The sequence below is a fragment of the Tardibacter chloracetimidivorans genome, from assembly GCF_001890385.1.
GTDB classification, from domain to species: domain Bacteria; phylum Pseudomonadota; class Alphaproteobacteria; order Sphingomonadales; family Sphingomonadaceae; genus Tardibacter; species Tardibacter chloracetimidivorans.
In genome coordinates this window covers 1,108,556-1,127,835 of the sequence record NZ_CP018221.1, presented here as the reverse complement: position 1 = coordinate 1,127,835, position 19,280 = coordinate 1,108,556, and the positions used below count along the sequence as shown (strand labels likewise).

Below are 19,280 nucleotides of genomic sequence, written 5' to 3'. Positions count from 1 at the left end.
ATGACCGACGCAGCGGATCTGGAGATCGCCAGGGACGTGCGCCCGCGTGACCGGCGGGCGGTGCTGGAAATGCGCGCCGATCATCCGGTGTGGGTGATCGCCGCCTATCTGGAGATCGAGGTGATCCAGGTCGAGGCGGTGATCCGCTGCGCCGATGACGGCACGCTTCCGTGCCCCGGTGATGACGACATCCTCGCGCACGAGGCGGTGGCGGGCTGGCAAGGCGCGCTGACGCATGAGGGGGCGCTGCATGGCAAGGGCGCACCGGTAATCTTGGGCATGGACCTTTCGTCCTCGCCGGATGTCTCGATTTCGACAGTCTATCCGGCGCGGGGGAAGCCCTGAACCATGGCCGCGCCCGCGCCAGTGCAATCGCCCCTTCGCCGCCAGCGGCCGCTGGTGGATTCGGGCGTTGTGGCGCGGGTGATATGGGACTCGGCCTGGCCGCTTTCCGAGCGGCGATTTCACGCGCCGGAAATGTGGCTGCGCCGGCAGGGCCTGCAGCTGGACGGCGTGCCCGGCGCGGTGGACCGGATGCGCTGGCACCCGCATTGCCCGACCGGGCCGTGGCGCGCGGGCGGCGGGCCGGACGATGCGCCGAGCGCGCCTGCGCTGTTGCTGCCGCTGGAGCCGCTGCCCGGCACATTGGCGGGGGTGATGGCGCTGTACTTGACCGGCGATGGGCGGACGCTGCGGCGCTTTGCCGGGCCTGACGGGATGCCCCGGCCCGCGATCAAGACTTTCGGCCAGCAAAAGGGAGCCGGGTTCTGGCTGACCGACCCGTGGGCGCCTGCGGACGGACCGCTGATCGTGGGCCTCGGCCTTCGGGCGGTGTGGCTGCATGCGCAGGCGCTGATCGCCTGCGGACAAAAGGTGCGGGCCGTGGCGGTGCCGAGCGTGCACGAGCTGCAGGGCGGTGCGGTGCGCGACGCCGAGGGCGCGCTGCCGATCTGGCAGCCGGAGGCGGACCCGGGGCGAAGGCCGCTGATGATCGACCGGCCCGGCGCGGTTGTGATCCTCGCGCCCGGCGAACTGGCGGATATCGACCTGAAGGTGCGGCCAGAGCAGGACGCCGACGCGCGCGTGGAGCGGATTTCAGGCGCGATGCGGGGATGGCTTGCCGGTCATCTGGCCGCCGCGCACTGGCGCGCGAGCGGGGCGACGGACGTGCGGGTTGTGCAGGCGCTTCACGACCCGGTTGGGCCGGGCTGGGGCTGGAGCTGGAGTGGCGAGGGGGAGTGACGACATGATCGATGGGGGCAGGGGCATCGCAGTCAGCATCGCCTGCGACAGGCAGCCGTGCGCTGCGGTGCACCGGAGCTTTGAGGCGGCAATCAGCGTCGCGCTGGAGGCGGCCAAGCGCGCGGGCTGGGCCGTGGCGCGCGAAGGCGGGCAATGGGTGCATCTGTGCCCTGATCACAAGGCGCGATCGGCCAAAGCCGCCGGGCGGGGGCTGTTGTGAGCGTGAAGACTGTCTCCGACACCATCCGTGGGCTGAGTGAGGCGCAGAGGCGCGCCGTCCAGTGGATGCTGGATCACGGGTCTGACGTCGCCGTCGCAAGAGTGAACGGAGGTGGGCGCATCTTCCTGGGACAGGGAGAGCATGCACCGTTTCTGCCGTCGACGGCTCGCGCGCTGATCGAGGCGGGCGTGGCAGAATATGTCGACCTGAATGGCAAAAAGTCGGTTCGCTTCAGGCTGGTCGGTGATCTCAAAAAGCTGGCGGGCTCAATGCGGGAGGCGCGGGCGTGAGCCGCTGGTTTCACATCGGGCTGCCGCTGCACACCACGATGGATGAGCGCGACCGCACATTCGACGGGCGCGTGCTGGTGGTGCGCGTGGGCCAGTTCCAGCTGGAGATCAGCCTGTCGCGCTGGTGCAAATATGAGCGGGAGCGGCGGGCGTGACCGGCCTGATCGTCGACAATTTCGCGGGCGGGGGCGGGGCTTCCACCGGGATCGAGACGGGGCTTGGCCGCGCGGTCGACGTCGCCATCAACCATGACGAAGCGGCGGTCGCGGTGCATGCGGCGAACCATCCGTCGACGCGCCATTACTGCCAGTCGATCTTTTCCGTCGATCCGCTCGACGCGACCGGCGGCGCGCCGGTGCTGCTCGCCTGGTTCTCGCCCGACTGCAAGCATCACAGCAAGGCCAAGGGCGGAAAGCCGCGCGACAAGAACATCCGCGACATGGCCTGGGTGGTGCCGCACTGGATCGAGCGGCTGCAGCGATCTACGCCGATCGGCGCTGGCGCGCCGCAGGTCATCATGCTGGAGAATGTCGAGGAATTCCGCCAGTGGGGGCCGCTCGACGCCGAGGGCAAGCCGATCAGGGAACGGCAGGGCGAGGAATTCAACCTGTGGGTGCGCCGCATCAAGCGGCTTGGATACAAGGTGCAGCACCGCGAGCTTCGCGCCTGCGATTTCGGCGCGCCCACCTCGCGCAAGCGGCTGTTCCTGATCGCGCGCCGCGACGGCTTGCCGATCACATGGCCGAAGCCGACGCATGGCCATCCCGAATCCCGCGAGGTGAAGCGCGGCAAGCTGCTGCCATGGCGGACGGCCGCCGAGTGCATCGACTGGTCGATCCCGTGCGCGTCGATCTTCGACCGCAAGCGTCCGCTGAAGGATGCGACCTGCCGCCGCATCGCCGCAGGCGTGATGCGCTATGTCGTCAACAGCGCCAAGCCGTTCATCGTGCCGCTGACGCATCATGGCGGACCGGGCCGGGTATATGACGTGGACGCGCCGCTGTCGACGGTGACGGGGGCGCATCGGGGCGAGATGGCAGCTGTTTCCCCCGGGATCGTGCCGATCACCCACACGAAGAACGGCGCGACGGCGCATTCGATCGAAGAGCCGTTGCGGACGATCACGACGGCCAAGGGTGGCGAACTGGCGGTCACGGCGGCGAACCTGATCAAGCTGCGCCGCCATAGCGAAGGCGAGGATGTGGAAGCGCCGCTGGGCGCGATCACGGCGGGCGGCCTTCATCATGGCGTGGCGAAGGTGGTGCTGGCACCGCACGTTATGACAAACCGCAATTCGGCCAAGCCCTACACGGCCGCCGATGAGCCGACCCACACGATCACCGCAGGCGGCGCGCACCAGAATATGGTGGCGGCGACGCTGGTGCAGGCGGGCTATGGCGAGCGCAAGGGGCAGGCACCGCGCGCGCTCGATATCGAGAAGCCGCTCGGGACCGTGGTGGCGGGCGGGGGCAAGCATGCCGCCGTCGCCGCATTCCTCGCGCAGCACAACACCGGCGTCGTCGGCCGCGCCGCCGATCGGCCGCTGTCGACGATCGTTCATCGGGGAACGCAGCAGCAGATTGTCCAGACGACATTGGTGGAAGCCGATGCGCTGCCGCCGGAGATGATGGACCGGGCGGTGAAGGTCGCGGCCTTCCTGGTCAAATATTACGGCTCGGAAGTCGGCCAGCACCAGGCGGTCGATCAACCGATCGATGTCATCACCGCCAAGCCGCGATTTGCCGTGGTGACGGTTACGATCGATGCCGTCACATTCGTGCTGGTCGATATCGGCATGCGGATGCTGACGCCGCGCGAGCTGGCGAACGCGCAGGGATTTCCGCGCGATTACGTGCTCGATCCGGTCTGCTGGTATCTGACCGAAAAGGGCAACCGCAAATATGGGCGGCTGCCGATCACCCACCAGATCGCGAAGATCGGCAACAGCGTGTGCCCGGACATGGCGGCGGCGCTGGTGCGTGCGAATTTCCCGGCGATGGCCTCCGCCAGCGGAGGGCCTGGGGACGACGGTGATGCGGCCAAGGTGGCGGCATGAGCGATTGGCCCTTTGGCGATATCCCCATGTTCGGGCACCGGGTCATCCTCGCCGATCCGCCGTGGCGGTTTGAAAACTGGTCGGAAGCGGGCGAGGGACGCAATCCGAACCAGCATTACGACTGCATGTCGATCGCCGACATCAAGGCCCTGCCCGTCGGCCATCTGGCAGCGCGCGACTGTGTGCTGTTCTGCTGGGTGATCGACCCCCTGCTGCCCGAAGCGCTGGACGTGATCCGCCATTGGGGGTTCACCTATGTGACGGTCGGCTTCACCTGGGCCAAGCAGAACCGCAGCGGCGAAGGCTGGTTCATGGGAACGGGCTATTACACGCGCGCCAATCCGGAAGTCTGCCTGATCGCCAGGATGGGTGCGCCCGGACTTCCGAAATCGCGCGGTGTCCGCCAGCTCGTGGTCGAGCCGGTGCGCGCGCACAGCCGCAAGCCTGACCGCATTCACGCCGACATCGAGGTGATGTTCGACGGCCCGTACCTGGAGCTGTTCGCCCGCGCGCCGCGTGCTGGCTGGACCGTGTGGGGAAATCAGACGGACAAGTTCGGGGCTGCCGCGTGATGGCGTCGACACCCGATCTTCAGGCCGTGCGCGCCCGCGTGCTGGGGCAGCCCGACCCGTTTCGAGAAATATTGTCGGCCGTCGCCGACGCAGCGGACGTGACGGTTTCTATGATGATCGGGCCTGCGCTCTGGCCGTCGGTCTGCTGGTGCCGCTTTGCCGTGGTGTGGGTGGCGCGGCGGCGCTTGCGGATGTCGCTGCCGGAGATCGGGCGGCGACTGGGCGACCGGCATCACACGACCATCGCCAATGCCGAGCGGCGCGCATGCGAGCTGCGGCAGAGCGACCGGGCATTCGAGGTGCTGACCGACCGGCTGATGGAAGACGGTGCCGCATGAGCATCATCGCCACGGCCTGCAAGCATCTGATCGCCGCAGGCATTACCGGCGACGCGCTGGTGGCCGCGATTGCCGAGATGGAGGCCGATCTGGCCACGCTGGGCGTGATGGGCGCTGCTGCGGGCGGGCGGGTCTATAGCGCCAACCCGGATTCAGTGCGCAAGCGGCTGTACCGTTGGCGCAGGTCGGGACATATGTCCCACCATGTCCCGCCCGTGTCCCATGGCGCCGACGCGGCGGGAGGGACGGAAAAGCCCCGGAATGCGGACGTTGCGCTGGTGGCGGGCGCGGGCCGCATGTGGGAAGTGCATAATAATGCAGCGCCCGTGGCGGGACATTGCGGGACATCGGGGACGGATGTCCCAATAAAAGAAAGTTCCCCCCAGACCCCCCTAAAAGAAAATATATCCACACACGCGCAGGGCTGGGCGCGCGTGGACGCTCGTGTGGACGCACGAGGGGGCCGATCCGGTGATGCCGAGCCAGCGGCGACGCCGCCCAGGGGCAAGCGGAAGGGCAGGCGCAGGGCCTCGGCCTCCGGAGCGGCGGAACTGCCCTATGGCTCGTCGAGGGGAGCGGTGCCCATCCGCTTCGATCATCCCGGGGAGTCGGAGTTTTGCGCGCGCGTCCGTCGGGCGCTGGCCGTGGAGCTGGGTGACGGCACCTATCGAGGCTGGATCGATCCGTGCGCGGTGGTGATCCACGACGGGTGGCTTTCGATCATCGCCGCGACGCGGGTTCATGGCGAGCACATCGGCAACAATCTGATCGGCCGCATCAGGCCGGTGGCAGGCAGGTTCGGGCTCAAGGTGGAGATCAGGCAGGATGACATGCGGCGACGTGCGGCGGGATAGCGAGGCATGGACCTTTGGCGAGGTGGAGGCGCGGCTTGTCGAGGCGATGGGGTTCTGGTGGCGGACGCCCGACCGCGAGGCGGCGTGGCTGCACATCCGCGCGTTCTGGCCCGAGTTCTGCCGACACAATCACTTCGGCGACTATGCCGACGACGAGGCGGTGCCGCGCCCGATGCCATTGACGCGCGCCCAGGTGGCAAGGCGGGACCAGGCGACCGAGTGGCTGCTGCTGGCGCCGGAGCGTGACAGGCGGCTCGTGATCCTCGCTGCGCGCGCTCTGGCACGGGGCGAGCGGCAGGTGCCGTGGCGGGCGCTGCTGCCGCAGATGGGGCTGAGGATGGGCGCGGACGGGCTGAGGATGCGCTACAGCCGTGCGATCACGGCAATCTGTCGCCAGCTAAGCCACGGGGCGCAAAGGCGAAACGCCGGTCAAGATCAACAATTTGCCGTTTCGTGAAATAAAGTTTGTTCGGATCAGGGGCTTTTCGAGGTATTCCAACGTCATCGTCGGGTTGTTGCGTGTTCAACCCTTCGGTCCTCTCCTTGTTTGGCAACTATGCGGCTCGTGCGGTGCTTCGGCCCTGTGCGGGCCGCATGCTTTTGGGGATCATCCGATGCCAACGATGCCGCCAGTGTTTCGCGCAGGCGGTGGCGCTCGGCAGGGAGAGCGGGAGCGCAAGCGGGAGCATGATCGCTGGCGCGGGTCGGCGTTCAAGCGCGGCTATGACCGGGACTGGATGGCGGTGCGCGATCAAGTGATCGAAGAGCGCGGCTATCGGTGCGAGGATTGCGGATGCCTGGGCGTGAAGCGCAAGGCGGATGCGGGCTCCATCCTGCCGCTGCTGGAGGCCGATCACCTGCTATCGATCGAGGAGCGGCCCGATCTGAGGCTGGACAAGGGCAACCTGCGGGTGCGGTGCAAGCCGTGTCACTCCCGCCGCACGGCGAGGGAGCAGGGGTTCGCTCGCGGGCGTCGATAGGGGGGGGGCGGGTCGAAAGTTCAGGGCCCTTCGGCCTGGAGACCGCCGCCTAACCAAATTTTTATGCGCGCAGGTTTCCGGAAACTTTTTTTCTGAGGATCAAGAGGTTAGTTCGATGTCGCGACGTGGGCCCAAACCAGAACCTGCGGCGGTGAAGGTCGCCAAGGGCAATTCTGGCCGCCGCCGGATCGGCGCGGACCCCGCTGTCGATGCGCCAGCGCAAGACGATCATCGAATGGCCGCGCCGGCGTGGCTGAAAGATTCGGCGCTGGAGGTGTGGAACGACCTGATGCCGCGCCTTGTGGCGATGAAACTGGCTGCGCCCGTCGATGCGTTCACGCTGGGGAGGTACTGCAAGAACTTCGCGCTGTGGCTCTCGGCGATGGCGACGCTGGATGGCGAACAACTGTTCTACGAGGTCGGTTCGCAACATCTGACCACGCCATTGAAGCGCCGCCACCCGGCACTGGACGCGGCGATTGCGTTGGACCGCCGTCTGGAATCCTTCGAAGATCGTTATGGGTTGAACACTGCCGAGCGGCAGCGGATATTCGCAGCCCGCGCATCGGCGGGCAATTCGCCGGATCTGTTCGGTGGGCAGACGCAACCGTCGCCAGCGGCAAAGCCCGCTGCGCCATCGGTGGCGGCCAAGGTTTCGGCGAAGAACAAGCCTGCGGTCGGCTTCCTGATGAACTGATCCATGGCCGTTCAATGCGGTGCTGCCCGCCGCACGCGCTCGCGAAAGCGGCCGCGCGCAGTAGGGCCAGATGCCATCTGGGACACCAAGGCGCGGCTCTGGCGCGACGGTGAGTATTGGTATGACGAGTCGGCTGCCGCCGCGGCCGTCGCGTTCTTTGCCGAACATGTCTGTCTGACGGAGGGTGAATGGGCAGGCCGCCCGTTCATTTTGGAGGGCTGGCAGGAACACGACATCATCCGCCCGCTCTTCGGGTGGAAGCGCGCGGACGGAACGCGGCGTTATCGGCGCTGCTATGTGTGGGTGCCGCGAAAGAACGGCAAGACCGAGCTGGCGGCGGGCATAGCGCTGCTAATGCTGCTCGGCGATGCCGAGTTCGGCGGCCAGGTCTATTCGATCGCGACCGACGCCAACCAGGCGCGGCTCGTGTTCGACAAGGCGGCGGCGATGGCGGGTAAATCCGCGACGTTGTCGGACGCGCTGGAATGCCTGAAGACGGCGATCTACTGCCCCGCGCTGAATGCATCGTTCAAGCCGCTGTCGGGACGGCCGACGGGCAAGCATGGACTGTCGGCCTCGGGGTTGATCGGAGACGAAATTCACGAATGGGTGTCCGGCGAGCTGTACCAGTTCGTCCACGATTCCGAGGGCGCGAGACGTCAACCGCTGGAATTCCTCATCTCCACCGCCGGAAAGAAGGGCGGCTATGGCGAGGAAGCCTGGGAAGAGTGCGAGAAGATCCTCGGCGGTGAGCTCGACGATCCAGAGACGCTGGTTGTGGTCTATGCCGCCAATGCCGACGACGATTGGACCGATCCGAAGGTGTGGGCAAAGGCCAACCCGAACCTGGGCATTTCGAAGAAACTGGAGACGCTGGAGGCGGAATGCCGACGCGCTCGCCAGCTTCCGCGCCTGGAGAACGGATTCAAGAGCTATCATCTGAACATCTGGACCGAACAGGCCACGCGCTGGCTGCCGATCGATGCGATCGACGACGACGGCCGGAAGTTCGGATGGGATTATTGCCGCACGGATCGGACGTGGAAGGAATTGGAGCCTTACCTGCGCGGCAAATATTGCTGCGGCGGGCTGGACCTTTCTTCGACAACGGATCTTTCCGCGCTGGCATGGTGGTTTCCGATGCAGGACGGACTGGAGATGCCGGCGCTGCTGCTCCGGTTCTTCAAGCCCGCCGCGCTGATCGGCCTTCACGAGAAGCGCGACAAGCTGAAGTACGGCCAATGGGTAACGGAAGGCGCGATCACCGCCACTCCTGGCAATGTGATGGACTATGCGTACATCAAGGACCAGGTCTACCGGGACGCTGAACAATTCCGGGTCGGCACGCTGGCGATCGACCGGTGGAATGCCACGCAGATTTCGACCGAGCTCATGACTGAGGGTTTGAGCGTCAACCTGTTTGGTCAGGGCTTCGCCTCGATGGCGGCGCCGTCGAAAGAGCTCGAGCGCCTGGTGCTGTGCAACGGGTTCGAACATGGCGGGCACCCGGTGCTTCGTCGTCATGCGCAGGTGGTGGCGGTGGAAACCGACCCTGCCGATAATCTGAAACCGGCCAAGAACAAGTCGACCGAACGGATCGACGGCATCGTGGCCACGATCATGGGGCTGGGAGTGGCGATGGGGACCGAGATTGAGAAGCCATCGGTCTATGAAACCCGTGGCCTGATGATGGTCTGAACGGATGAACTGGATCAGTCGTCTATTCTCGTGGTCGCCCCCCGACGCGCACCCTCGCGCATCGGTCCAGTCATCTGGCGGCGGCGTCGTGATCACCACGCCGCAGCAGCTTGAAGATGCGTTGCGCGCCGGCGCGGTTTCCGGCTCCGGCGAGATCGTAAATGCCCACACGGCGATGTCGGTTGCGGCGGTGTACGCCTGTGTTCGGATCATTTCGGGGGCCGTGGCGACCTTGCCCTTGCATATCAAGCGCCGGGTCGATGAGCGGACGAGGGAGGATGCATCCGACACCGATCTGTGGCGGGTGCTGAGGCGCAAACCGAACCGCTGGCAGAAGCCCGCGCAGTTCCGGCGAATGATGCAGGCGCACGTCCTGCTGCGCGGGAATGCCTACGCGATGATCGTCTGGTCGCGTGACAAGGTGCAGGAGCTGATCCCGCTGCATCCCGACCGCGTGCAGGTGAAGCAGAAGGATGACCTGGGCCTCGAATATATCTGGACGCGCAAGGATGGGCGTCGGGTGGTGTTCGGCCAGGCGGATATACTGCACCTGTACGGATTGACGCTCGATGGCATTGGCGGCGTGACGCCGATCACCTATGCGCGCGAAAGCATCGGCCTCGCGCTGTCGATGGAACGGCATGGCGCGATCGTGTTCAAGAACGGCGCGACGGCGAGCGGCGTCCTGAAGGTCGACAAACAGCTGACTCCCCAAGCGCGAGAAAATCTGCGGGAATCACTTGAGGAATACCGCGCCGGCGGATCGCGAGAAGGTAAGGCGCTGGTCCTGGAGGAGGGGCTTGACTATAAAGAAATATCGATGACTGCCGAAGATGCGCAGTGGATTGAGGCGCGCAAGTTCTCGCGCTCCGATATTGCGATGTTCTTCGGCGTGCCGCCGTCAATGATGGGCGACAATTCGGGAAATGATTCGAACTGGGGCACCGGCCTAGAGCAGAAGTCCAATGGCTTCCGCACCTATTGTCTCGAAGATCATCTCACCATGTGGGAGGAGGGGGTCACCTGTGACCTCATCCGTGATGATGACACGCTATATGCCAAGTTCAATCGCGCCGCGATGGCGCAGGCTGACATCAAGACACGGAACGCCGCCTATGTGCAGGCGCTGCAATGGGGCTGGATGTCGCCAAACGAGATTCGCGCGCTGGAAGATATGAACCCGCGCGACGGCGGCGACATCTTCTATCCGCCACCCAATACCGCCGGGAAATCAGAACAGGAAAAGCCAGATGACGATCCGCAACCTGCCTGAAGCCAAGACGTTCGCCCGTCCGCAGAATTTCCAGTGGGACGCGCCGTCGGACGTGCTCGCACAGTGGGCTGAAAAGCCGCTGGCCGCAGCCGATGACAAGGATAACAGCATTTCGATATACGATGTGATCGGCGAGGACTGGTGGACCGGCGGAGGGTTCACGACCAAGCGCATGTCCGCCGCGCTCCGTTCCATCGGCAAGAACGACGTCGTGGTGAACATCAATTCGCCGGGCGGCGATATGTTCGAAGGCATCGCGATCTACAATATGCTGCGCGAGCACGAGGCGAAAGTTACCGTCAACGTCATGGGCTGGGCGGCTTCGGCCGCCTCGATCATCGCAATGGCGGGCGACGAGATCCGCGTGGGGCTTGGCACGTTCGTGATGGTTCACAATGCCTGGGGCGCCGTCATCGGAAACCGTCACGACATGCGTGAAGCCGCCAAGCTTTTCGACGGTTTCGACAACGCCTTGGCGGACATTTACGAGGCGCGGACCGGGCTGGCCCGGGCCGAAATTGTTAAATTGATGGATGCCGAGACGTTCATGGGCCCGTCCGATGCGGTGAAAAACGGCTTCGCCGATACGGTCGCACCGGACATCAAAGCGCCTGACGGTGACGCGAAAAATATGGATCGCGGGCTGATGGCCCGCCGCCAGACCGAGGCCGCGCTCGCAAGAGCCGGCTTCTCCCGCAACGATCGCTCTGAAATGATCGCTGCAATGATGGCCCCGCGCGATGCAGGCCGTTCCGCCGAGCGTGATGCAGGCTTCGAACCCGCCGCCTTTCAGCGGCTGATTGAAACCATCCGGTCCTAAGGAGGCCACCATATGACTGCCAATCTCAACCTGCGGGCTCGCGGGCTCGTCGGCGTGCGTGCCGACGCCAGCGCGGCTACCAAGATCCTCAATGAACTTCAGTCCACCTTCGAGGCGTTCAAGGCCGAGCGCACGAAAGAGCTGGCCGACATCAACGCCAGGCTCAGCGATGTCGTTCAGACCGAAAAGGTCGACCGCATCAACGCTGAAATCACCTCGCTTCAGAAGTCGCTCGATGGGGTGAACGCCTCGTTGGCCGCGCTGAAGGTCGGCGGCTCAGACGGCGATGTTGATCCGGCCAAGGCTGAGCACTCGAAGGTGTTCAACACCTGGTTCCGCAAGGGCGACCGCGCGGTCGACGCCGATATGCGCACTCTCGAGGTCAACGCGAAGCTGACCACGCAATCGGATCCGGACGGCGGCTATCTCGTGCCGGAAGAGATGGAATCGACCATCGACCGCGTGCTGGGAACTGTTTCAGCCGTACGAAGCGTTTCGCGTGTCATCCCTGTGTCGACCAGCACCTATAAGAAGCTGGTGAATATGGGCGGAGCGGCATCCGGCTGGGTTGGCGAGGAAGCTGCCCGGGCCGAAACCGATACCCCGACCCTGCGCGAGATCCTGATCAACACCGGCGAGCTTTATGCAAACCCGGCAGCCACTCAGACATCGCTCGATGACGCGGTGATGGATATCGCGCAGTGGCTAGCCGATGAAGTGTCGATCGAATTCGCTGAACAGGAAGGCGATGCCTTCATTAACGGCAACGGCGTCAACAAGCCGCGCGGCATCCTGCAATATGCCACGGTCGCCAATGCGTCCTACAGCTGGGGCAACATCGGCTATGTCGCGACAGGGGCGGCGGCGGACTTTGTGACGCCTACCGCGTCGGTCAATCCGGCGGATGCGCTGGTCGATCTCTATTACGCGCTCAAGCAGGGCTATCGTAATGGCGCATCGTTCATCACCTCGGACGCGACTCTCGGCAAGATCCGGAAGTTCAAGGATGCCAACGGTTCATTCATCTGGGCCCCGCCCAGCGCGACGGCGGAACTCGGCACCATCCTCGGCAAGCCTGTCGTTACCGACGACAATATGCCCGCGGTGGGCGCCGGCGCTCTCGCTGTTGCATTCGGCAATTTCCAGCGCGGCTATCTGATCACCGATCGCCTCGGCATTCGTGTTCTGCGCGATCCGTACACCTCGAAGCCGAACGTGCTGTTCTACACCACGAAGCGCGTGGGTGGTGCGGTAGTCAATTTCGAGGCGATCAAGCTGCTGAAGGTCGCCGCCAGCTAGTCGGCGCGCCATTTACAATCCGAAATGTGGCGGGAGGCTTCAGCTTTCCGCCTTTCTTTTGAAAGGATCATCCCATGCGGGACATTCATTCCGATATCACGGTGGTTTCGGCCATCGGCGCGGTGGTGCTGGCCGCCGACAACACACCTGCGGCAATCGATCTTCAGGGCTACAACGCTGCTGAGATCGTGCTTTCGATTGGCATCGGCGGCATCACGTTTTCGGGCACGAACAAGATCGAGTTCAAGCTGACGCATTCCGATGACGACAGCGCATATAGCGATGTCACCACGGATGACATGCTCGGCGTGACGGTCGCCGGCGCCGGCATCATCAAGTCGCTGGTCGCGGCCCATGCGGCGGCGGCGGTCTATCGCTTCGGCTACAAGGGTGGAAAGCGATACCTGAAGCTGCTGGCGGACTTCAGTGGCACGCACGGCGCGGGCACGCCGATCGCGGCCAATGTGATCAAGGGGCATGGCTTCAATCAGCCGGAAGCCGCGCAGGCTTGAAGATTTAGCAGGTAAAGGGCCGTCCTTCGGGGCGGCCCTTTTCATATCATGAGGTTTTGACATGCAGCTATCGGTGTCGGTGCGCAATGCGCGCCTGGATGCGTTCGAATCCGCCATTGGCGCGGACGCGATCCTGAAGATCAGGACCGGCGCTGCCCCTGCCAGCTGTGCGGCGGCCGACAGCGGCACGGTGCTGGCGACGCTGAACCTGCCTTCGGACTGGATGGCTGCGGCTTCCGGTGGCACGAAGGCCAAATCCGGCACATGGGAAGACGCGGAGGCGGACGCCGCCGGCGTTGCGGCCCACTTCCGCATCTATGCTTCCGATGGCACCACCTGCCATGCCCAGGGGACGATCACCGCGACGGGCGCCGGCGGGGAACTGACGCTGAACAACACCAACATCGCCCTGGGGCAGCCTGTTGAGATCACCGGCTTTACCCTTACCGAACCCGGCGCCTGATAGGATCTGAAGCCCGTGGCTGCGCTTAACGCTACCTTCACGGCGGCCGATGGTACGCTGCTGACGGCGCTGACCGCCGACAGCGGCGAATCATGGACGGCGCTGACCGGCAATTTCGTTGTCCGCAGCAACCGCATCAGGGCCAACACTACCACGGCCGTTGTTCAGTCGAACTGGACGCCCGCCGGTGCAGAATACGATATCGAAGTCGATTTCTACGTTCACACCACGATATCGCAAAGCACCTTCATCGCGGCCCGCATCCAGAGCAGCAATACCTACGTCGTTTTCGGGTGGCTGAACGGCTCTGGCTGGACGATAGGCCACACGGTCGACGGTTCGTTCGCGAACAACAATTCGTCGGCCTTTACGCTGGTGGCAGGTACTACCTATCACCTGAGGTTGGAGGTCCGGAACGGCACCAAGCGGCTGTACGTCGATGACGTTCTCAAATGTTCGACAACGGCCAACACCATTACCGATGCCGGAAAGGTCGGCTTCCGCAATTCGGGCGGAGCGCCCACCGATTCGACGGGTTATCACTGGGATAATCTGACGGTCACCGATTACGCATCGGCCACGCTCATCATGCCGCAGCTGCCCGATCTGCGGATCTTTCAGCGGTCGACGAAGACCGGCGGGGAGAACGGCAAGGGCATTGGCACCGTGCCCGTTCCGGTCACCGTCAATGCCCCGATCACGTCCAGCGTCAAATACCGGCTGCGCGACGCGGAGACGGGCGGCAATCCGGTGGTGCAGGATTGGACCGTTGCCCATAGCGGCGCGCTTTCGGTGGGTGCGGCAACGATCAGCTGCCCGGATGTTCCGGCGGCAACCGGATGGTATTATCTGGACCTGATGCCGGACGACGACACCGGCCAGATCGTGCTTGGCACGTCGCGTGTCATGGTCGGGCGGATTATCTCGCTGCAAGGGCAGAGCCAGGCCGCGCGCCAGTTCGGCAAGATGCCTGCATATACGGGCACGAACGCCAGCCTTGGCGTGACGATCAGCCCCTATTGCTCGATCTATGCGCGGTGCGGCGAAACCGGCATCAGCGTCACGACGCCCGCATGGGAGGCCCCGGCGGACGGCGGGAATTGGGGCAGCGCCTTCGCCTCTGAATTCCTGCGGCGACAGGTGGCCGCGTCGGGCGTCAACTGCGCCATGACCGGCCATTCGCAAGGCTCGACCGCGACAGGAGACTGGCTGCCGGACACCACGCTGAACAACCAGCTGCGCGGCGTGTGGGATGCGGTCGGCGGCTTTGAGACATGGATGATCCACCAGGGCGGCAATGACGCCGGGGATGGCGTCAGCCAGGCGGCGTTCGAGAGCAATCTGGACGCGATCGTGGCGGATGCGGCCGCCCATAATGCCGTGCTTGGCTCCGCCTTCGATACCATTGTCTGCACCATGGCCACCCGCACCTCGGGCGCGGCGGGAACGATCGCGCAGATCCATGAGATACGGCGAGCGGGGAGGCATTGGGCGACCGTCAACGGCGGCCAATATGTCGAGCCGCATGACGTGACACTGGAAGATGCCGTGCATCAGGGGCAGCCAGGCAACATCACGCTGGCCCATCATTTCCACCGTGCGGCACTGCCGGGCCTGGGCCTGTCGGGTAGCAACGAGGGACCGGCGATCACTGGCGCGCGGCGTGCGCCAGGCAGCACGGATATCGTGCTGTCGGTGGCATTGCCCAGCGGTGCAAGCGCGCTGGTGTCGGTCGGATCGCCCGCGCCGCGCTTTGTGGTGTATCCGGAAGGCGCGCTCAGCGGTGCGCTGTCGCTGGACGGATCGACGCCGATCACGGTCGGCACCGATACGATCACGCTGAAGCTCGCGAGCGATCCCGGCAATGTCGTCGTGGACGTATATGCGCTGGGTCATCCTGACCCCAGTGGGACGACGGCCGATCAGAACATGATCTATGACGATCATGTCGACGGCGACGGCATCACGAACGGGCGGCAGATCGCACCGACGATCGATGCGGTGGCGGCGCTGGTCGCTTATTCAGGGTCGGCGGCGGTCACCATGGAGGCCATGACGGCGTCGGGGGCCGGTGGATCCACCGTTGACGGTTCAGCCACAATCTCGATGAGCGCAATGGAGATCGCGGCATCGGGGGTTCAACCTGCCCAGGGCGCGGCATCGATCGACATGGGCGGGCCGGTCGTCACCGGCAGCGGCAACGTGCCGGTCAGCGGCGCAGCATCGATCACGCCGGGTGCCCTGGCGGCGGTCGGCACCGGCTCTGTGAGGGTTCAGGGTGCGCTCGCCATCACGTTCGCGCCGATAGAGGTGTCGGGGGCAAGCGCGGGCGGCATCGCTGGCGCGGCCAGCGTGCAGCTCGCCCCGCCGGTGCTGGTGTCGTCGGGGTCAGCACCAATCAGGGGTCTTTCGTCGATCAGTCTGTCGCCGATGGCTCTGGCGGCGGTTGGCGCCGGGCCATCCTCGCCGCCGCCTGTGCCGGGCTGGCGCTGGCGGGTCCGCCGGAACTGGAGGATGGCGGCATGAAGCTGAAGGACGCGCTGGCGGTGCTGCCGGTCGAGATCGACTGGACGGACGCGCTGGCGGAGGGAGATTCGATCCAGACCGCGAGCTGGGCCGTGGCCCCGGCGGAGGATGGCGGCCTGGTGGTAGACAGCCATGAGAAAACCGACACCGTCGCAACCGCCGTCATTTCGGGCGGGATCGAGGGGGTGATGTACCGGCTGACCAACACAGTCGTGACGGCGCTTGGCTATGCGGATTCACGGTCGATCAGCGTGCGCATCGGGGCGACACGCGCGGAGGTGTCATGAACGAGGAGCTGGTGCAGCTGACGGCTCCCACCGATACCATTTCGGTTGATGAGGCCGCTGCGATGCTGCGGATGGACACGACCGACGCGGACCCGTTGCTGGCGGGGCACCTGCTGGCTGCGCGAGAAATGCTGGAGAGCGACACGGGCCGGCTGTTCGGATCACGCACGCTGCGCTGGACGATTGACGCCTGGCCGAGTTGCGCGGGCGAGCTGACCATCCCTCGCGCGCCGGTCACGGCGGTGACGTCGGTCAAGTACGACGATGCCGACGGCGTGGAGCAGACGCTCGCCACCGACGATTATCTGGTGCGCCAGCGCCACGGCCTTACCCGGATCACCCTGGCGGCGGGCAAAAGCTGGCCGACGCTTGGCGATGACGGGCAGGTGCGCATCGCCTTCACCGCAGGCGAGAGCCCGATCAGCGAAATTGCGCGACGGGCGATCGTGCAGCTGGCGGCGTTCTGGTTCGACAATCCGATCGGCGCGGTTTCGGAAGGCTACACGTCGATGATGACGCGGCTGAGGGTGCGATGGCTTTAATCAGGGAGTTTTTGCCATGACGGTTTCTGCAAATGTTTTCGCCGGTATCGAAGGCGCGCTCACCTCGGCGCGCGATGGTGGAGATGCTGTCCAGCCATTCAACGAAGGCTTGTCCAAGCTGTTCACCGACGGCACGGGCGCGGGGCAGGCGAACGGGGTCTACATTGATGATTTCAGCATCGAGGCATCGGGCACGCTGAGCATCGATCTATCCGGCTCGTTGGAAGACGCGCACGGCAATGCTTTGGTGTTCACCGCGATCAAGGCAATCCTGCTGATTGCCGACGCCGCAAACACGAACAACGTGATCCTGGGGAATGTGGCCAACGGCTTTGTCGGGCCTTTCGGCGCGGCGACGGAATCGCTGACCGTTCCGCCCGGCGGCTGCGTCCTGCTGTCGAATCCATCGGCCGCGGGCTGGGCGGTCACCGCCGGCACCGTCGATCTGATCAAGCTGGCGAACAGCTCGTCGGGATCGGCTGTGGGCGGCACGATCGTCATTCTCGGCGAAGTTTAAGCCATGATGGCGGCGTTCAACCCGGGCTGGCTTGACCGCCGCATCAAGCTGTTGTCGTTCACGTCGTCGCAGGATCCGGACAACGGCGAAGTGACGCAGGCGTGGTTCACGCTCGCGACGGTCTGGGCGGCGAAATGGCAGCTATCGGCGAAGGAAGTCGACCGGGCGTCAGCGACCACGGCCACGGCCGAGCTGAAGTTCCTGATCCGGTATCGCGAGGACGTGACGACGGACATGCGGGTGGAGTGCGCCGGGGTGCAGTATGTCATCACCGGCGTCGCGGAATATGGGCGCAGGCAGGGCCTCAACCTGTTCGCGCGGGTGGCGTAATGGCGCGCCGCCATCAGGGTGGTCCGCGGTCATTTACGCAGGCGACGCGCACAGAGCTTCAGGGGGTTCCGGAGCTGAAAGCGGCGCTTGAGGAGCTGGGGGCCGAGGTTGCGACCAAGATCGGCGTTTCTGCAAACCGCAAGGCGGCGGTCATGATGCGCGACAAGATGAAGCAGGCCGCGCCGCGCAGCACTGGTTCGACCCGCAAATCGTGGCGACGCAAGGACGGCTCGGTACAGACCGCTGACTACGGGCACCTTCAGGATAATCTCCGCGCATCCCGGCGAAAGGCGCGTAAAGAGGGCAGCATTGTTCATCTCGTGACGGTGGGCAAAGCCTGGTGGGGCCTGCTCGTCGAATACGGCACGATCAAAATGGCGGCGCGGCCATGGATGCGCCCGACGTTCGACGCGAACGTGCAAGGCGCGATCGACGTGCAGGTAGAGGAACTGAACAAAGGCATCAGGAGAGCCGCCCGCAGGATCAAGGGCGCGAAGGTGAAGGGGGCGTGATGCTCGCAGACGCCATTTTCCAGCGCCTCTCAGGCTATGCCGGGCTGTCGGCGCTGGTTGGGTCCAGAATATACCCGTCGCGCGCGGCTGACGGCGCTGGGACGCCGTATGTGGTCCATTCCGAGGCCGCGCCGATCGACCAGGTTCCCGATCTGGATGGCGTCGGCGATCTGGTGGAGGTGCGGGTTCAGGTTGATGCCTGGGCGGAAACGGCGATCACGGCCAGGCAGGTCGGCGATCAGGTCCGCGCCGCGCTCGATGATTTTACCGGCACCGTCGGGGGCGTGGCGATTGCGCATGTCACGATCGCCGGCGGCTTTGACGATTACGACGCGGACGTGTCGCCGATTCTGTATCGGCGCACGACCGATTTCACGGTGACGATGAACGTCTGACGATGTCGGCAATGCGATCAACACGGCCCGCTTCGGCGGGCTTTTTCATGGAGAAATGACATGGCGCTCCTGTCCAAAGGCACCCTTCTCAAGCTCGGCGACGGTTCTACGCCGACGGAAGTTTTCACCGCGATACCCGGCGTCCAGAACATCACCGTCCCTGCGGTCGTGCTGGACGATCACGAGGTGACGGACCTCGACAGCACGGCGAAGGAATATATCGCGGGCCTCGGCGATGCCGGCGAATTCAGCTTCCAGCTGGTCCTGAAGAAGGCGGCGGCCGGCAATGGCTATCATGCGCAGCAGGCGGCGCTTGAATCCTATGTCGGCGACGGCGAACTGCACAATTTCCAGGTCGTGCTTCCAGCACCGTTCAGCACGACCTATGAATTTGCCGCGTTCGTCAAGTCGTTCACCCCTTCGTCCGCGACTAATGCCGCGATCACCGCGACCGTGACGCTACGCGTGTCGGGCGATGTCACGAAGACGGTGGCATAATGGCGCTGCTCACTCGTAACGCCATCCTGAGCGCGGATGATTTGCCGACGAAGGATGTGCCCGTACCGGAATGGGGCGGCACAGTGCGGGTTCGCAGCCTTATGGCAAGGGACCGGGATGCGATCGATGCGGCGCTTCATGATGCCCGAAAAGACAATTCGGATGAGCCGCTGAACCTGCGGGCCATGTACGCAGCTGCGGGAATAGTTGACGAGAAGGGCGTGCAGCTGTTCTCGCTCGACGACGTGGAAGCCTTGGGCGCGAAATCCGGCGCGGCGCTGGACCGGGTTTATTCGGCCATCACCGAACTGAACCGGATCGGCCCGGGTGAAGTGGACAAAGCAGCGGGGGAATAGCCC

27 protein-coding genes are annotated in these 19,280 nt (G+C 64.8%); all 27 read left to right on the top strand.

Annotated elements, in window-relative coordinates; genetic code table 11:
* The 27 genes from BSL82_RS05800 (at position 1) to BSL82_RS05675 (ending at position 19,277) form a co-directional block, all read left to right on the top strand.
* Positions 1–345 (top strand): hypothetical protein, encoded by a 345-nt coding sequence (locus BSL82_RS05800; RefSeq protein WP_072596436.1) that lies wholly within the window; start codon positions 1–3, stop codon positions 343–345.
* Between the two features lie 3 nt (positions 346–348).
* Positions 349–1,242, top strand: a complete 894-nt coding sequence (locus tag BSL82_RS05795; protein WP_072596435.1) for a hypothetical protein — start codon at positions 349–351, stop codon at positions 1,240–1,242.
* Positions 1,243–1,246: 4 nt separating this feature from the next.
* Entirely contained in the window at positions 1,247–1,462 is a 216-nt protein-coding gene (locus BSL82_RS05790; protein ID WP_072596434.1) for a hypothetical protein, read from the top strand.
* On the top strand, positions 1,459–1,752 hold the full coding sequence (locus BSL82_RS05785; protein WP_072596433.1) for a hypothetical protein: 294 nt from the start codon (positions 1,459–1,461) through the stop codon (positions 1,750–1,752). Before BSL82_RS05790 ends, BSL82_RS05785 begins: the two co-directional genes overlap by 4 nt.
* A complete protein-coding gene (locus BSL82_RS20400; protein WP_158010713.1) occupies positions 1,749–1,907 on the top strand; it encodes a hypothetical protein in 159 nt (52 codons plus the stop codon). Before BSL82_RS05785 ends, BSL82_RS20400 begins: the two co-directional genes overlap by 4 nt.
* Positions 1,904–3,808: a DNA cytosine methyltransferase gene (locus BSL82_RS05780; protein WP_072596432.1), complete on the top strand. Its 1,905-nt coding sequence runs from the start codon at positions 1,904–1,906 to the stop codon at positions 3,806–3,808. The genes BSL82_RS20400 and BSL82_RS05780 overlap by 4 nt, the downstream gene beginning before the upstream one ends.
* The gene (locus BSL82_RS05775) at positions 3,805–4,380 is read left to right on the top strand and encodes an MT-A70 family methyltransferase (protein ID WP_226998643.1); all 576 of its coding nucleotides are present in this window, start codon (positions 3,805–3,807) and stop codon (positions 4,378–4,380) included. Before BSL82_RS05780 ends, BSL82_RS05775 begins: the two co-directional genes overlap by 4 nt.
* A complete protein-coding gene (locus BSL82_RS05770) occupies positions 4,380–4,718 on the top strand; it encodes a helix-turn-helix domain-containing protein (protein WP_083579068.1) in 339 nt (112 codons plus the stop codon). Before BSL82_RS05775 ends, BSL82_RS05770 begins: the two co-directional genes overlap by 1 nt.
* Positions 4,715–5,572, top strand: coding sequence for a hypothetical protein (locus tag BSL82_RS05765; protein WP_072596431.1), 858 nt, complete (start codon positions 4,715–4,717; stop codon positions 5,570–5,572). Before BSL82_RS05770 ends, BSL82_RS05765 begins: the two co-directional genes overlap by 4 nt.
* Positions 5,544–6,029, top strand: a complete 486-nt coding sequence (locus tag BSL82_RS05760; protein ID WP_072596430.1) for a hypothetical protein — start codon at positions 5,544–5,546, stop codon at positions 6,027–6,029. The genes BSL82_RS05765 and BSL82_RS05760 overlap by 29 nt, the downstream gene beginning before the upstream one ends.
* Positions 6,030–6,195: 166 nt before the next feature.
* Positions 6,196–6,552, top strand: a complete 357-nt coding sequence (locus BSL82_RS05755) for an HNH endonuclease (protein WP_226998642.1) — start codon at positions 6,196–6,198, stop codon at positions 6,550–6,552.
* Between the two features lie 115 nt (positions 6,553–6,667).
* Positions 6,668–7,249, top strand: coding sequence for a P27 family phage terminase small subunit (locus tag BSL82_RS05750; protein ID WP_072596428.1), 582 nt, complete (start codon positions 6,668–6,670; stop codon positions 7,247–7,249).
* Positions 7,250–7,252: 3 nt separating this feature from the next.
* On the top strand, positions 7,253–8,947 hold the full coding sequence (locus tag BSL82_RS05745; RefSeq protein WP_083579067.1) for a terminase large subunit: 1,695 nt from the start codon (positions 7,253–7,255) through the stop codon (positions 8,945–8,947).
* A gap of 88 nt (positions 8,948–9,035) precedes the next feature.
* Positions 9,036–10,220, top strand: a complete 1,185-nt coding sequence (locus BSL82_RS05740; protein ID WP_226998641.1) for a phage portal protein — start codon at positions 9,036–9,038, stop codon at positions 10,218–10,220.
* A complete protein-coding gene (locus tag BSL82_RS05735; protein WP_072596426.1) occupies positions 10,198–11,040 on the top strand; it encodes a head maturation protease, ClpP-related in 843 nt (280 codons plus the stop codon). Before BSL82_RS05740 ends, BSL82_RS05735 begins: the two co-directional genes overlap by 23 nt.
* Before the next feature lie 12 nt (positions 11,041–11,052).
* Positions 11,053–12,339 (top strand): phage major capsid protein, encoded by a 1,287-nt coding sequence (locus BSL82_RS05730; RefSeq protein WP_072596425.1) that lies wholly within the window; start codon positions 11,053–11,055, stop codon positions 12,337–12,339.
* Positions 12,340–12,413: 74 nt separating this feature from the next.
* Positions 12,414–12,851, top strand: a complete 438-nt coding sequence (locus BSL82_RS05725) for a hypothetical protein (RefSeq protein ID WP_072596424.1) — start codon at positions 12,414–12,416, stop codon at positions 12,849–12,851.
* A 61-nt stretch (positions 12,852–12,912) separates the two neighbouring features.
* Positions 12,913–13,314, top strand: coding sequence for a hypothetical protein (locus tag BSL82_RS05720; RefSeq protein WP_072596423.1), 402 nt, complete (start codon positions 12,913–12,915; stop codon positions 13,312–13,314).
* Positions 13,315–13,329: 15 nt separating this feature from the next.
* Complete coding sequence (locus BSL82_RS05715) at positions 13,330–15,840, top strand: hypothetical protein (RefSeq protein ID WP_072596422.1); 2,511 nt, start codon at positions 13,330–13,332, stop codon at positions 15,838–15,840.
* Positions 15,837–16,127, top strand: coding sequence for a phage fiber-tail adaptor protein (locus BSL82_RS05710; RefSeq protein WP_072596421.1), 291 nt, complete (start codon positions 15,837–15,839; stop codon positions 16,125–16,127). Before BSL82_RS05715 ends, BSL82_RS05710 begins: the two co-directional genes overlap by 4 nt.
* Positions 16,124–16,669: a head-tail connector protein gene (locus tag BSL82_RS05705; RefSeq protein ID WP_072596420.1), complete on the top strand. Its 546-nt coding sequence runs from the start codon at positions 16,124–16,126 to the stop codon at positions 16,667–16,669. The genes BSL82_RS05710 and BSL82_RS05705 overlap by 4 nt, the downstream gene beginning before the upstream one ends.
* A gap of 16 nt (positions 16,670–16,685) precedes the next feature.
* Complete coding sequence (locus tag BSL82_RS05700) at positions 16,686–17,186, top strand: hypothetical protein (protein ID WP_072596419.1); 501 nt, start codon at positions 16,686–16,688, stop codon at positions 17,184–17,186.
* Positions 17,187–17,192: 6 nt separating this feature from the next.
* Positions 17,193–17,516, top strand: a complete 324-nt coding sequence (locus BSL82_RS05695; RefSeq protein ID WP_158010710.1) for a phage head closure protein — start codon at positions 17,193–17,195, stop codon at positions 17,514–17,516.
* Entirely contained in the window at positions 17,516–18,028 is a 513-nt protein-coding gene (locus tag BSL82_RS05690; protein ID WP_072596417.1) for an HK97-gp10 family putative phage morphogenesis protein, read from the top strand. The genes BSL82_RS05695 and BSL82_RS05690 overlap by 1 nt, the downstream gene beginning before the upstream one ends.
* Complete coding sequence (locus tag BSL82_RS05685; RefSeq protein ID WP_072596416.1) at positions 18,028–18,423, top strand: DUF3168 domain-containing protein; 396 nt, start codon at positions 18,028–18,030, stop codon at positions 18,421–18,423. Before BSL82_RS05690 ends, BSL82_RS05685 begins: the two co-directional genes overlap by 1 nt.
* Positions 18,424–18,483: 60 nt before the next feature.
* Positions 18,484–18,921 carry a phage tail tube protein gene (locus BSL82_RS05680; protein ID WP_072596415.1) on the top strand — a complete coding sequence of 146 codons (438 nt, stop codon included), beginning with the start codon at positions 18,484–18,486 and terminating at the stop codon, positions 18,919–18,921.
* The gene (locus BSL82_RS05675) at positions 18,921–19,277 is read left to right on the top strand and encodes a phage tail assembly chaperone (RefSeq protein WP_072596414.1); all 357 of its coding nucleotides are present in this window, start codon (positions 18,921–18,923) and stop codon (positions 19,275–19,277) included. Before BSL82_RS05680 ends, BSL82_RS05675 begins: the two co-directional genes overlap by 1 nt.
* The last annotated feature ends 3 nt before the right edge of the window (positions 19,278–19,280 follow it).

What these genes read in the sequence shown, in the direction of transcription:
- BSL82_RS05700 (WP_072596419.1), top strand. Translation starts at nt 16,686, where the DNA reads ATGACGGTTTCTGCAAATGTTTTCGCCGGTATCGAAGGCGCGCTCACC.
- BSL82_RS05770 (WP_083579068.1), top strand. Translation starts at nt 4,380, where the DNA reads ATGGCGTCGACACCCGATCTTCAGGCCGTGCGCGCCCGCGTGCTGGGG.
- BSL82_RS05675 (WP_072596414.1), top strand. Translation starts at nt 18,921, where the DNA reads ATGGCGCTGCTCACTCGTAACGCCATCCTGAGCGCGGATGATTTGCCG.
- BSL82_RS05680 (WP_072596415.1), top strand. Translation starts at nt 18,484, where the DNA reads ATGGCGCTCCTGTCCAAAGGCACCCTTCTCAAGCTCGGCGACGGTTCT.
- BSL82_RS05795 (WP_072596435.1), top strand. Translation starts at nt 349, where the DNA reads ATGGCCGCGCCCGCGCCAGTGCAATCGCCCCTTCGCCGCCAGCGGCCG.
- BSL82_RS05685 (WP_072596416.1), top strand. Translation starts at nt 18,028, where the DNA reads ATGCTCGCAGACGCCATTTTCCAGCGCCTCTCAGGCTATGCCGGGCTG.
- BSL82_RS05790 (WP_072596434.1), top strand. Translation starts at nt 1,247, where the DNA reads ATGATCGATGGGGGCAGGGGCATCGCAGTCAGCATCGCCTGCGACAGG.
- BSL82_RS05755 (WP_226998642.1), top strand. Translation starts at nt 6,196, where the DNA reads ATGCCGCCAGTGTTTCGCGCAGGCGGTGGCGCTCGGCAGGGAGAGCGG.
- BSL82_RS05775 (WP_226998643.1), top strand. Translation starts at nt 3,805, where the DNA reads ATGAGCGATTGGCCCTTTGGCGATATCCCCATGTTCGGGCACCGGGTC.
- BSL82_RS05730 (WP_072596425.1), top strand. Translation starts at nt 11,053, where the DNA reads ATGACTGCCAATCTCAACCTGCGGGCTCGCGGGCTCGTCGGCGTGCGT.
- BSL82_RS05720 (WP_072596423.1), top strand. Translation starts at nt 12,913, where the DNA reads ATGCAGCTATCGGTGTCGGTGCGCAATGCGCGCCTGGATGCGTTCGAA.
- BSL82_RS05695 (WP_158010710.1), top strand. Translation starts at nt 17,193, where the DNA reads ATGGCGGCGTTCAACCCGGGCTGGCTTGACCGCCGCATCAAGCTGTTG.
- BSL82_RS05745 (WP_083579067.1), top strand. Translation starts at nt 7,253, where the DNA reads ATGGCCGTTCAATGCGGTGCTGCCCGCCGCACGCGCTCGCGAAAGCGG.
- BSL82_RS05690 (WP_072596417.1), top strand. Translation starts at nt 17,516, where the DNA reads ATGGCGCGCCGCCATCAGGGTGGTCCGCGGTCATTTACGCAGGCGACG.
- BSL82_RS05710 (WP_072596421.1), top strand. Translation starts at nt 15,837, where the DNA reads ATGAAGCTGAAGGACGCGCTGGCGGTGCTGCCGGTCGAGATCGACTGG.
- BSL82_RS05750 (WP_072596428.1), top strand. Translation starts at nt 6,668, where the DNA reads ATGTCGCGACGTGGGCCCAAACCAGAACCTGCGGCGGTGAAGGTCGCC.
- BSL82_RS05800 (WP_072596436.1), top strand. Translation starts at nt 1, where the DNA reads ATGACCGACGCAGCGGATCTGGAGATCGCCAGGGACGTGCGCCCGCGT.
- BSL82_RS05735 (WP_072596426.1), top strand. Translation starts at nt 10,198, where the DNA reads ATGACGATCCGCAACCTGCCTGAAGCCAAGACGTTCGCCCGTCCGCAG.
- BSL82_RS05725 (WP_072596424.1), top strand. Translation starts at nt 12,414, where the DNA reads ATGCGGGACATTCATTCCGATATCACGGTGGTTTCGGCCATCGGCGCG.
- BSL82_RS05765 (WP_072596431.1), top strand. Translation starts at nt 4,715, where the DNA reads ATGAGCATCATCGCCACGGCCTGCAAGCATCTGATCGCCGCAGGCATT.
- BSL82_RS05705 (WP_072596420.1), top strand. Translation starts at nt 16,124, where the DNA reads ATGAACGAGGAGCTGGTGCAGCTGACGGCTCCCACCGATACCATTTCG.
- BSL82_RS05760 (WP_072596430.1), top strand. Translation starts at nt 5,544, where the DNA reads ATGACATGCGGCGACGTGCGGCGGGATAGCGAGGCATGGACCTTTGGC.